General features: G+C 64.3%; 13 protein-coding genes. All 13 read left to right on the forward strand.

Going from position 1 to position 11486, the window contains the following annotated elements:
• Positions 1-37 precede the first annotated feature (37 nt).
• Complete coding sequence (locus ACFWAY_RS39850; protein ID WP_378514434.1) at positions 38-1213, forward strand: thiolase family protein; 1176 nt, start codon at positions 38-40, stop codon at positions 1211-1213.
• Positions 1210-1614 (forward strand): Zn-ribbon domain-containing OB-fold protein, encoded by a 405-nt coding sequence (locus ACFWAY_RS39855; protein WP_378514435.1) that lies wholly within the window; start codon positions 1210-1212, stop codon positions 1612-1614. The genes ACFWAY_RS39850 and ACFWAY_RS39855 overlap by 4 nt, the downstream gene beginning before the upstream one ends.
• Complete coding sequence (locus ACFWAY_RS39860; RefSeq protein WP_378458332.1) at positions 1611-2744, forward strand: CaiB/BaiF CoA transferase family protein; 1134 nt, start codon at positions 1611-1613, stop codon at positions 2742-2744. The genes ACFWAY_RS39855 and ACFWAY_RS39860 overlap by 4 nt, the downstream gene beginning before the upstream one ends.
• Entirely contained in the window at positions 2744-3679 is a 936-nt protein-coding gene (locus ACFWAY_RS39865; RefSeq protein ID WP_378458333.1) for an SMP-30/gluconolactonase/LRE family protein, read from the forward strand. The genes ACFWAY_RS39860 and ACFWAY_RS39865 overlap by 1 nt, the downstream gene beginning before the upstream one ends.
• Positions 3676-5352, forward strand: a complete 1677-nt coding sequence (locus ACFWAY_RS39870) for an AMP-binding protein (protein WP_378514436.1) — start codon at positions 3676-3678, stop codon at positions 5350-5352. The genes ACFWAY_RS39865 and ACFWAY_RS39870 overlap by 4 nt, the downstream gene beginning before the upstream one ends.
• Before the next feature lie 3 nt (positions 5353-5355).
• The gene (locus ACFWAY_RS39875) at positions 5356-6522 is read left to right on the forward strand and encodes an acyl-CoA dehydrogenase family protein (RefSeq protein ID WP_378514437.1); all 1167 of its coding nucleotides are present in this window, start codon (positions 5356-5358) and stop codon (positions 6520-6522) included.
• A gap of 3 nt (positions 6523-6525) precedes the next feature.
• Positions 6526-6918, forward strand: coding sequence for a Zn-ribbon domain-containing OB-fold protein (locus ACFWAY_RS39880; RefSeq protein ID WP_378514438.1), 393 nt, complete (start codon positions 6526-6528; stop codon positions 6916-6918).
• Positions 6915-8060, forward strand: coding sequence for a thiolase family protein (locus tag ACFWAY_RS39885; protein WP_378458336.1), 1146 nt, complete (start codon positions 6915-6917; stop codon positions 8058-8060). Before ACFWAY_RS39880 ends, ACFWAY_RS39885 begins: the two co-directional genes overlap by 4 nt.
• Positions 8057-8554, forward strand: coding sequence for a hypothetical protein (locus ACFWAY_RS39890; protein ID WP_378514439.1), 498 nt, complete (start codon positions 8057-8059; stop codon positions 8552-8554). The genes ACFWAY_RS39885 and ACFWAY_RS39890 overlap by 4 nt, the downstream gene beginning before the upstream one ends.
• Positions 8551-9345: an SDR family oxidoreductase gene (locus tag ACFWAY_RS39895; RefSeq protein ID WP_378514440.1), complete on the forward strand. Its 795-nt coding sequence runs from the start codon at positions 8551-8553 to the stop codon at positions 9343-9345. The genes ACFWAY_RS39890 and ACFWAY_RS39895 overlap by 4 nt, the downstream gene beginning before the upstream one ends.
• A 218-nt stretch (positions 9346-9563) precedes the next feature.
• Positions 9564-10058: a nuclear transport factor 2 family protein gene (locus ACFWAY_RS39900; protein WP_378514441.1), complete on the forward strand. Its 495-nt coding sequence runs from the start codon at positions 9564-9566 to the stop codon at positions 10056-10058.
• Between the two features lie 25 nt (positions 10059-10083).
• Positions 10084-10842, forward strand: coding sequence for an SDR family NAD(P)-dependent oxidoreductase (locus ACFWAY_RS39905; RefSeq protein WP_378458340.1), 759 nt, complete (start codon positions 10084-10086; stop codon positions 10840-10842).
• Between the two features lie 286 nt (positions 10843-11128).
• The coding region (locus tag ACFWAY_RS39910; RefSeq protein WP_378514442.1) for an SDR family NAD(P)-dependent oxidoreductase at positions 11129-11486 on the forward strand (358 nt) is incomplete at its 3' end.

Consider the following 11486-nt stretch of genomic DNA (forward strand, 5'->3'; position numbering starts at 1 on the left):
AGTTGTCCGTATGTATCAATTATCAAATGGAGTTTCAGTGCAGGTTCATCGCGCAGATCGCGCCGCACTTCGCGCGGCCACCGCGGTGGTCGGGGTCGGCACGACCGAATTCGGCAATCTACCGGGTTCCTCCGCCGACGATTTGGCCTTGACCGCACTCGAGGCCGCACTCGCCGATGCCGGATTGACCGCGCGCGACCTCGACGGGTTGATCGTGAACCGGGTGAGCAGTTACGAGACGGTGGCCTCGCGGATGGGAATCGAGCCACGTTGGACGGCGCAGCTGCCGGCAGAGGGACGTATGACCGGCATCGCCATCCAGATGGCGGTACTGGCCATCACGACCGGAATGGCCTCCACCATCGCGCTGGTGTACGGCAACAATGGGCGCTCGGGTGGGCACACCTATGGAGGCGGCGGCGCGAGCGCCAGCGCGGCCGCCGAGGGATACGGCACCAATCCGGCGCTGACCTTGCCGTACGGGATGACCTCGCCCGGAGCTTTCTACGCGATGATGTTCCAGCGGCACTGTGCGCAGTACGGCACCACCGCCGAACAACTGGCGCAGGTCGCGGTCACCCTGCGAGACCACGCATCGCTGAATCCGCACGCCGTGTTCAAAGATCCCATCTCACGCGAGATCTACCTCGAGTCCCGATTCATCGTCGAACCGCTGAAGATCTACGACTACTGCCTGATCAACGACGGCGGGGTGGCCATGATCCTCACATCTGCTGAGAGAGCCCGAGACTGCGCTCAACCGCCCGTGCATGTCCTGGGGTTCGGACAACAAGGTCAGCTACGCAACTCCGATTTCCCCCCGGACGACTTCTGGCGCGAGGCGATCGCCACCGCAGGGCAGCAGGCGTACACAATGGCCGATTGCAGCCGGGCCGACGTCGATGTCCTGATGGCATACGACAACTTCAGCCCCAATGTGCTTTTCACCCTGGAGGGCCTCGGATTCTGTGCACCGGGCGAGTCCGGAGCATGGATCCAAGACGGCCGAATCGGGCTGCGCGGTGAGCTGCCGATCAACACCTCCGGCGGTCATCTGTCGGAAAGTTACATGCAAGGGTGGGCGCTGAACGTCGAGGCCGTCCGCCAGCTGAGGAGAACCTGCGGAGACCGCCAGGTACAGGATGCGACCATCGCCCAATACCTGTGCGCCGCTCCCGTAGTGACCTCGGTCGTGTACGGAGCGCAGGCATGAACCCCCGATATCTGTTGACCGCCCACCTCGAGGGGCTGGCCCGCCATGAGCTGTTGATCAGCATCTGCGCGGCCTGCGGAACCCAGCAATTTCCGCCGAAAGCGGTCTGCACTCGATGCGGAAGCACGGAGAGCCCCCGGTGGAACCGGGTGAGCGGCGAGGGACAGTTGTGGACGTGTGCAACCTTCCACAAGACCTACCTGACCGGTTTCCACCTACCGAACCCGTACGTCGTCGCAGTCATCGAACTCGACGAGGGCGCCAAGATCTACGGGAACCTCGCCGGGGTGCCAACGTCCTCCTCGCTCCGGATCGGGCAGCGAGTCCGCGCCGAATTCACTACCACCGACGACGGAGAGTCACACCTGATCTTCGTCCCAGCCGACAAGGAAGGCACATGACCCACACAGCCCCCTCTCGCGGCCCGCTCCGTGGATTACGCGTTGTCGAGATCGCCGCGCTCGGGTCGGCACCGTTCGCCGCGATGATGCTCGCCGACGCCGGCGCGGAAGTTTTGCGCATCAACCGGCCCGGCCAGAACACAAACGACGTCGGCATCCTCGGACGATGCCGGGCCGGCGAACTGAGTCTCGATTTGAAGGATCCACACGAACGCGACCGTGCTCTCGATGCCATCGGACACGCCGACGTGCTCATCGAAGGATTCCGGCCGGGTGTGATGGAACGTCTTGGACTGGGGCCTGACATCTGCCTGGGACGAAATCCTGCATTGATCTACGCCAGGATGACCGGCTGGGGGCAGGACGGACCGCTCGCGAATACCGCTGGGCACGATATCAACTATCTCGCGCTGACCGGTGCCCTCCGGTCCATCACCCGCCAGGGGGAAGTTCCCGTTCCGCCGCTCAACCTCGTAGGTGATTACGGCGGCGGCGGGATGCTTCTGGTCACAGGAATACTCGCCGCGCTCTACGAGCGGGTGACGAGCAATGTCGGTCAGGTCGTCGACGCCGCGATGATCGACGGAACCAGCCTGCTGATGAGCGGTATCTGGAATCGGAAGTCCACCGGGAACTGGTCGAGCGAACCCGGCACGAACAGCATCGACAGCGGTTCGCACTTCTACAACGTCTACCGAACCGCAGACGACGCTTTCATGGCCGTGGGCAGTATCGAGCCGCAGTTCTACCAGCGGCTACTCCGCGGTCTCGGGCTCGCCGACACCGACCTGCCGGCACAACAGGACCAGGCGCAGTGGCCGGCCATGAAGGATCGGTTCGCGAGTATCTTCCGGACGAAAACCCGCGAAGAATGGACGGCGGTCTTCGCCGAACTCGACGCGTGCGTATCCCCCGTCCTCACGCTCGACGAGGCGGTGACCGACCCGCACATGCAGTCCCGGGGCACCCTTCTCCGGGAGGATCGCGTCGAACCGGCGCCCGCTCCCCGATACAGCAGAACACCGGGCGCCGCCAACGGCGGCGAGAGCAAGCCCGCAGAGACCTTGATGACGCAGTGGGCGTCGACCATCTGCGCGACGGCGGCGACAACCAGAACAGGACAGCACTGATGGCGGCACCCTCGATCACCACCAGAACGATCGACGATGGCCTGACCCTCGCAGAGAACATCGGCTTTACCGAGGGACCGGTGTGGACCACCGACGGCCGATTGTTCGTCACGAGCCTCAGCCGCGGCGCGCTGTACGAGGTCTTCCTCGACGGTCGCCCGGCTGTGGCGGCCGCCGAAACCGGTGGCGGACCGAACGGCATGACGCTCGGGCGCGACGGGCGACTGTGGATCACCCAGAATGGTGGCGACGTGATGCCTACCCGATCACAGCTGCCGGTCTCTCCGTCCATCCAAGTCTGGGACTACCGTGCTCCCGCCACGCCGAGCATCATCTCCAGCGGAAATGTAGACGCCCCGTCGGACTGCACGTTCGGGCCGGACGGCGCCCTCTGGTTCACCGACCCGAACGGACACGGCTTCGGCGACGCGGCCCTGCCAGGTCGCGTCTGGAGATACGATCCCGCGGCCGATCACGCAACAGTCGTTCTCGACGACGTCTTCTTCCCCAATGGCATCGCGTTCGGGCCCTACCCGGAACACCTGTACGTCGCCGAGACCGCCCGAAACCGGGTACGCCGCTACCTGGTCACCGCCCACACCGCGACCGTCGATCATGACTTCCCGCAGATCGCTGTCTCCACCCCCGACGGCATCACCATCGACGCGCAGGGCGGGCTGTGGGTGGCGGGCAGCAAATCGGGAACCGTCACCTACTTCGACCCGGCCGGGCAGATGCGTGAGCAGTTGGCGATCGGTGAAGGAACGATGCCCACCAGCGTCTGCTTCGCCGGCCCCGCGCTCGACCGTCTCATTGTCACCGTCGCCAAGGGCGGGCGCGTGCTCGCCTTTCCCGTCGAAATCCCCGGCTCCCCCACCCCACCTGCAGCTGCCCCAATCGTTTCATCGCCTGCACAACCCGAGGAACTCCAATGACCGCATCAGCTCCTACCGCACACACCTGGGGGGCATTGCTGCACGAAATGGCCGACCGCTTCCCCACCCGCGCCGCGATCTCTTTCGAAGGCACCGATATCACCTTCGCCGAGCTCGATCACGAGGTCAGCCGATGGTCGAAGGCACTGCTAGCCATAGGGATCGGCCGCGGTGACTCGATCGCCATCTTGGCAGGTAACCGACCCGAATGGCTGTACACCGCGATGGCCGGGGCCCGGATAGGCGCCGCCGTCGTGCCGATCAACACCTGGTACAAGACCGATGAGCTCTCGTACGCGCTCGACCACGGCGATGTGAAGGCCCTGCTGTTCTTCGACCGGCTGCGCGGCACGGACTATGTGCCCATCGTCGCGGGCACCGTCGCGGCGGCCGCCAAGGAACCCGGCACCGACGGCGTACTCCACGACACGGCATTGCCGGCGTTGCGCCAGGTCGTCGAGCTCGGAGAGCACCGCCTCCCGGCTGCGGTACCGCTACACCAGTTCCTCGGGCGCGGAGAGCAGATCAGCGATGCGGTACTGGCCGGCGCCGAAGCCGCTGTCGAGCCGGACGACCTCGTGTACCTCATCTACACCAGTGGCAGCACGGCGCGACCGAAGTGTGTCGCGCTCGAACACCACCACGCCATCGTCAATACCTTCAACATCGGCGAACGGCAGGCGCTCGACGAGCAGGACCGGTCATTTCTCGCGACACCGCTGTTCTACGGACTCGGTGTCGTCCAGGCCCTCGGCGCGACCTGGACCCACGGCGCGTGCGTGGTTCTCATGGAGGTGTACGAACCCGGCCGAGCCCTCGAACTGCTCGAACGTGAACGCTGCACCGCCTACTACGGATTGGGCAACATGACCCGGAGCCTCGTCGACCATCCCGACCGCGCTCGCCGCCAACTCAGCCTTCGCAAGGGTGTCCTCGGCCTGAGCAAAGCAGACCGTCAACTCGCCCGCGCCGCACTCGGACTGACCCTGGGTACCAGCATCTACGGATTGACCGAGTCCTACGGGTTGTGCGCGCTGACCGATGCCCACGACCCCGTCGAGCGGGCCGAGGGCACCATCGGCCGCCCCCTCCCCGACTGGGACATCCGCGTCGCCGACCCGGAAACCGACGACCCGCTACCGGCCGGTGAAATCGGACAGATCCTGATCCGCGGACACGTCATGCGCGGGTATTACAAGGATCCCGACCGCAATCGCGAGGTCATGACCACCGACGGCTTCTTCCGCACCGGCGACCTCGGATACATGGACCGGCACGGGTACCTGCACTTCCACTCCCGGCTCTCGGAGATGATGAAACCCGGCGGCATCAACGTCAGCCCCCTCGAAGTAGAACTACTGGTCGGGGAGATCGCCGGCGTCCGTGAAGTGCATGCCGTGGGCATCCCCGACATCGTCCGCGGTGAGGCGATCGTCGTCTTCGTCGACGCCGACCGCGACGACGTCACCCTCGCCCGGATCCAGGACCACGTCCGCAGCAAGGCCGCCAAGTACAAAGCCCCGCATCATGTGATCTTCGGAACCAGCGCCGGCTTCCCGCGGGTCGCCAGCGGCAAGGTACCCAAGGCCCGGCTACGCGAACGTGCGCTCATCGAACTCGGGCTCGACGCCACCGGGATGCCCACCCCGGCGGCTCCGCTCGCCGACCACTGACAGATGGACTCTCACGTGAATTTCGAAATCCCCGAGGAAGAACAACTCCTCATCCAGACTGTCCGCGACTTCATCGACCGTGATGTGAAGCCCGTCGTGAACGAGATGGAACACCGGAACGAGTACCCCGAGAAATTCATCGAACAGATGAAGGAAATCGGCATCTACGGGCTGGCCGTTCCCGAAGAATTCGGGGGCGCCCCGGTTTCGATGCCGTGCTATGTCCAGGTCACCGAGGAACTCTCGCGCGGCTGGATGAGCTTGGCCGGCGCGATGGGCGGTCACACCGTCGTCGCGAAACTGCTCACCACCTTCGGAACCGCCGAGCAGAAGGCCACCTACCTTCCGCGGATGGCCACCGGCGAACTGCGCGCGACCATGGCCCTGACCGAGCCCGGCGGCGGCTCCGACCTCCAGGCGATGCGCACCCATGCACGCCTCGCCGGAGACGAATACCTCGTCAGCGGTTCGAAGACCTGGATCAGCAATGCGCGCCGGTCCGGGCTCATCGCCCTGCTCTGCAAGACTGACCCCCAGGCCACCCCGAAGCACAAGGGCATCTCCATCCTGCTCGTCGAGCACGGCCCCGGTCTGACCGTCTCCCGTGATCTCCCCAAGCTTGGGTACAAGGGTGTGGAGACCTGCGAGATCTCCTTCGACAACTTCCGAGTTCCCTCGTCGGCGGTACTCGGCGGCGCCGAGGGACACGGTTTCGCCCAGATGATGCAGGGCCTCGAGACCGGTCGCATCCAGGTCGCCTCCCGCGCCCTTGGTGTTGGCCGCGCCGCGCTCGAAGACGCACTGCAATACGCACAGGATCGACAGTCATTCGGTAAGCCGATCTGGAAGCATCAAGCCATCGGTCACCAACTCGCCGACATGGCAACCAAACTCACCGCCGCACGTCAGCTGACCCTGTTCGCGGCACGTCGATTCGACGCGGGGCTCCGCTGTGATATGGAGGCTGGAATGGCGAAGTTGTTCGCCTCCGAGACAGCGATGGAGATCGCATTGTCCGCGTTGCGTATTCACGGCGGATACGGCTACTCGACCGAGTACGACGTCGAGCGGTACTTCCGCGACGCCCCCTTGATGATCGTCGGTGAGGGCACGAACGAAATCCAGAAGAATGTCATTGCAGCGCAGCTAGTTCAGAGAGGCGGAGTGTAGTCCATGACTTCCATAGGTTTACCACTGAGAAGCGATGTCGTCAGTTTGGAGCCGCAGGGCCTCAAGGGTGTCGCCTGCCGGGTGTGCAGCCGACGCTCCTTCCCGGAGCGGTCACTGTGCCCTCATTGCGGGTCTGACGCTGTCGACAACGTCATGCTGGCCGGCCGGGGTCGAGTCACCAGCTGGACCGTCGTGCACCAAGCCCCGCCGCCGTTGCAGACGCCGTACACCCTGGTGACCGTCGATCTCGACGACGGTGTCCGATTGTTGGGCGCGGCGACAGGTGCCGTCGAGATCGACGACGAAGTTGCTGTCGAGTTGTTCACATTGAAGACCGATTCCACCGGAGAACCACTGTGGTGGTACCGCTTCCGGGGCACCGAGGAGAACCGATGAGCGAGACTTACATTGCCGGCGCCGGCATGGTGCGATTCGGCAAGTACCCCGTCGACGTCACGTTCGAGAAACTTGCCGTCGGCGCAGCGCGCGAAGCGATGTCCGATGCGGGCGTGAGCACCAAGGACATCGAATCCGTCTACGTCGGGCATGTCTTCGGCGGTCCGGTTGCCGGCCAACGCGTCGCGGCGCAGATGGGCCTGGGCGGACTTCCCGTCTCCAACCACGAAAACTATTGCGCCAGCGGTGCGACCGCGATCCGCGAAGCCTGGATCGCAATCAAGGCCGGCCTGTACGACATCGTGCTGGTCATCGGTGCGGAGAAGATGACCGACCGTGTCTCCGGTGGGGTCATGCCCGACCCCACGGACCTCGATGCCATCAACGGCCTTGTCATGGCCGCCAATCACGGGATGAGCGCTCGGCGGTACATGTCCGACCACGGTGCCACCCGCGAGCAGATTGCCGCGGTGGCCGTGAAAAATCACGCCCACTCGGTACACAACCCGTTCGCTCAATACCAGCGGCCGATCAGTTTGCAGGAAGTCGTCGACGCCCGCACCATCGCCGATCCACTGGGACTGCTCGATTGCAGTCCCATCAGCGACGGCGCCGCCGCGGTGGTGCTGTGCAGTGCTGCCGGACTCGCCAAACTCGGGCGATCATCAGCTCCGCGCGTCGCCGGCTGTGCCCTGGTCAGCGGCAAGGTCGTCACTGCCGACACCAACCTCAACGACGAGGACGTGTCCCGCCGCGCGGGCGAACAGGCCTGGGACATCAGCGGATACGGGCCCGAAGACATCGACCTGGTAGAAATGCACGACTGCTTCACGATCGCCGAGATCGTCCGCCTGGAAGGCCTCGGCGTTGTCCCCGTCGGCGAGGGAGGTAGGTGGGCCGAGAACGGTAACACCTCGATCGGCGGCAAACTCCCCGTCAACGCCAGCGGTGGCCTCCTCAGTCGTGGACACCCAGTAGGTGCCACCGGTGTCGCGCAAATCTGCGAGCTCACCTGGCAACTCACTGACCGTGCCGGTCAACGGCAGGTCGACAAAGCGAATATCGGGCTCGCCTACTGCAAGGGAGGCACCGTCAGCGGCACCGACGGCGGCTCTGTCACAGTACTGCTGGTGACGCGATGACCACCTCCACGTTCACCACGATCGATCTCACCGACACCGCCCGGCCCGCCGGCGCACCCGCCTCCTCGGTCGTGGTGCTCGTCTACCGCGGCACAGAAAGTGACCAGACGATCGACACCGCGGACCTGGAGCAGACGGTGGCGCATCCGCTGATGGCTGCCTTTTCCGCCGTTCAGCATCACTGGCCGGCCATCACCGAAGCACGCCATCGTGGCCGGGTTGTCGTCCTCGCCCCGGCGACGGCGGCACTGGGAGACCCGCTCAGGCCGTTGGACTGCGCGGTTACCGGGGCTCTGATCAGTTTCGTCCGGTCTGTCGCAATCGAGTTGCAGCGGCACGGCGGCGCCGCGAACGCAGTCTTCTACGACACCGATCCCAACGAACCAGCCGTTACCGAGCTGATCGCGGCGCTCACCGCCGAGCATGCCGCTACGGTGACCGGTCAGGAAATTTACGCCGCCAACGGCACCGACCTCGGAAGGCTGCACCCATGAGATCCGACGACCAGAGAGTTGCAGAACGGCCTCGCGTCGCCTTCATCACCGGCGCTGCGGGCGGTATCGGGCGGGGCATCGCCGAACACTTGGCCGAACTCGGATACAGCATCGGCCTTTCAGACATCTCCGAAACCGGATTGCGAGCAGTAGCGAGCGACATCACTGAGGCCACCGGTGCCGCTGTGTCCGTCCGCGCCGCGGACCTCGCCGACCGGGAATCCGTGCAAGCCGCGGTCGATGCCACCGTCTCCCGGCTCGGTGGGCTCGATGTTCTGGTGAACTGTGCGGGGATCCTCAAGGACGCCCGAATCGAGAAGATGGATCCCGCGGTCTTCCGGCAGGTTCTCGAGGTCAATCTGATCGGAATGCTGACCACCACTGCCGCCGCATTGCCGGCGCTGCGCCGCTCGGGAACCGGCCGTATCATTTCGCTGACCTCACGCGCCTGGCTGGGCAACTTCGGCTCCACCAACTACGCCGCCTCCAAGGGCGGGATCGCCGGCGTGAGTAGAAGCCTCTCGCTGGGTCTTGCAACCGACGGCATCACCGTCAACTGCATTGCGCCCGGGTTCATCGAAACACCGATGTCGAATTCGATGCCCGACGAGATTATCGAGCGGGTGCGTCAATCCATCCCGGTCGGCCGAGTGGGACAGCCCGTCGATGTCGCACGGGCCGTTGCGTTCCTTGCCGACGCCGATGCCGGTTACGTTACCGGGCAGAGCATTCCGGTATGCGGAGGACGAAGCATTAGCGGCTCGATGAGGAAAGACACCGTTTCGTCGTAACAAGACGGGTGCAGAGAATGAATAGGCCGAAGTGTTCGGCGAGTCTCCCGAGGGACTGCATCGCCTGGTGCTGCGAATAAACGAGGCACGGTCAGCTAGAGCGAGACGAATGACCGCCCGTCGCTACACGCTCGACGAGATTGACAGTAAGTATGTGGTCTGGGCGACGCCACGATCGTTCGCGGAAATCCAACTACCCTAAGGACACGGAGGAAGAGATGCCGCAAGTTCCTGACATTGAAGCCCGAATCGACCGCCTTGAAAGCCAACGTGCCATCGAACGCCTCATCGGGCAGTACGCCCATGCCTTTGACCTGCAAGACATCGACACACTGCGAAGCATCTGGCACGAAGGCGCAACGCTAAGCCTCGGCGAACCCTTCGGCAACTTCACAGGTGTGGATGCGATCGTAGGCGCGGCCCACCAGCTCTGGTCCCAGAGCCCGCGGATGCATCATTGGATGTCGAACGCTGTGATCGACATCGACGGCGACACTGCCACAGCCACGACCGCCCTCGATTGCTTCGTCACCAACATCGAGTCGGGCCCTACACAGGTGGGCGGTAATTACCACGACCGATTCGAGCGACAAGACGGTCAATGGGGCATGGTCGAGCGTGTCTTCGACCTGCACTACTTCACGCCGATCAAGAGCTGGACACCGGCGCACGGCAGCGAAACAACTCCGCTGTCGGTACCTGACCCTCGCTAGTCATACCAACACGAAAGGCATCAACATGACTACTCCCGTCCAAACAAACGATCTCAGTGACAAAGTCGCAATCGTCACCGGCGCAGCCAGCGGTATTGGGCGAGCCACCGTGGAATTGTTGGTAGAGCGCGGGGTCCGGGTCGTCGCTGAAGACCGCAACGTTGCCGTCGAGGCGCTAGCTAGCCCGAGCGTCGCCCCGCTAGTCGCCGATGTCACCGACGAGGACAGTGCCCGCCGTGCCGTTGCGCTCGCCCAGCAGCGATTCGGCGGGCTCGACATTCTGGTCAACAACGCCGGGATCATCATCAACAAAACCGTCGCCGATATGACCCTCGACGACTGGAATTCGATACTCGCGGTCAACGCCACGGGCGCATTTCTGCACTCCCGAGAAGCCGTACGGACTATGACGCCGCAGAAGTCGGGTGCGATTGTCAACGTCGGTTCCTACGCGTGCTTCCAAGCTTTTCCCACAATCGCGGCATATGCAGCCTCGAAAGGCGCACTCGCTCAGCTGACTCGCGCGCTGGCCCTCGAAGTCATCGAACACGGAATCCGCGTCAACGCCGTCGGGTCGGGCGACGTGATCACCCACATCCTCGATGAGATACACGAAGACGGATCGGGCTTCCTCGCCGAGCACGGCAGCGGGACGCCGATCGGCCGCGCCGCCCAGCCACGCGAAATCGCGCAAGTCATAGCATTTCTGGCCTCGGAACAAGCAGCGTATCTCGTCGGATCGATCGTCATGGCCGACGGCGGGATGAGCGTCGCCGCCGGATGATGACCAGGTGCGGAAGGGGGCGGGCCGCCACCACGTCGAGTCGCCGAGAACTTGTTGATCCGGAGCTCGATGACACTGGAACCACCGCCCGATTCGTCGTCGCCGTCGGCATCGGTCCCGCGCTCGCTATAAACCACACACTCGGCCGCGGAGTGCTTACGCAACGGCACGTTCGCGCCCATAGCCAACCCAACTCCAACTATCTCGTCACCGAGGGCAGCGGTCGCACTCACAGCAGCGCTAGCCACCCTTCCTCGACTCGATCACCCCTTGGGGAGGAATGTCAATGAACGCCAATCCGTCCACAGACACAACTGCCTCGACGCCCGACCTGAGCGCCGAGACCGCCATCGTCACCGGCGGCAGCCGCGGCATCGGAGCTGCGATCGTCAAAGCGCTTGTAGGTGCCCGAGCCACTGTCGTGATCGCCGGCGGCTCGGAAAAACACGGCCGCGACCTAGCCGCCGAGCTAGGCTGCCACTACTTGCCCCACGACGTCAGCTCCGAACAGTCCTGGGAGACACTCCTCTCCCGAGTCCGGGAAGACTTAGCCCAGATGCACCGATCAACTGATGAGGTCGGTGTGAATGTGGTGTGCGGCAGCGTGTGGGGTGCGGGCATCGGTGATCGTCCGACCTCTCGTG

Source organism: Rhodococcus sp. NPDC059968, assembly GCF_042738615.1.
Classification (GTDB): Bacteria; Actinomycetota; Actinomycetes; order Mycobacteriales; family Mycobacteriaceae; genus Rhodococcus_F.

Excerpts from the sequence above, each read along its gene's own strand:
- ACFWAY_RS39855 (WP_378514435.1), top strand. The coding sequence starts at position 1,210 with ATGAACCCCCGATATCTGTTGACCGCCCACCTCGAGGGGCTGGCCCGC.
- ACFWAY_RS39860 (WP_378458332.1), top strand. The coding sequence starts at position 1,611 with ATGACCCACACAGCCCCCTCTCGCGGCCCGCTCCGTGGATTACGCGTT.
- ACFWAY_RS39865 (WP_378458333.1), top strand. The coding sequence starts at position 2,744 with ATGGCGGCACCCTCGATCACCACCAGAACGATCGACGATGGCCTGACC.
- ACFWAY_RS39870 (WP_378514436.1), top strand. The coding sequence starts at position 3,676 with ATGACCGCATCAGCTCCTACCGCACACACCTGGGGGGCATTGCTGCAC.
- ACFWAY_RS39875 (WP_378514437.1), top strand. The coding sequence starts at position 5,356 with ATGGACTCTCACGTGAATTTCGAAATCCCCGAGGAAGAACAACTCCTC.
- ACFWAY_RS39880 (WP_378514438.1), top strand. The coding sequence starts at position 6,526 with ATGACTTCCATAGGTTTACCACTGAGAAGCGATGTCGTCAGTTTGGAG.
- ACFWAY_RS39885 (WP_378458336.1), top strand. The coding sequence starts at position 6,915 with ATGAGCGAGACTTACATTGCCGGCGCCGGCATGGTGCGATTCGGCAAG.
- ACFWAY_RS39890 (WP_378514439.1), top strand. The coding sequence starts at position 8,057 with ATGACCACCTCCACGTTCACCACGATCGATCTCACCGACACCGCCCGG.
- ACFWAY_RS39895 (WP_378514440.1), top strand. The coding sequence starts at position 8,551 with ATGAGATCCGACGACCAGAGAGTTGCAGAACGGCCTCGCGTCGCCTTC.
- ACFWAY_RS39900 (WP_378514441.1), top strand. The coding sequence starts at position 9,564 with ATGCCGCAAGTTCCTGACATTGAAGCCCGAATCGACCGCCTTGAAAGC.
- ACFWAY_RS39905 (WP_378458340.1), top strand. The coding sequence starts at position 10,084 with ATGACTACTCCCGTCCAAACAAACGATCTCAGTGACAAAGTCGCAATC.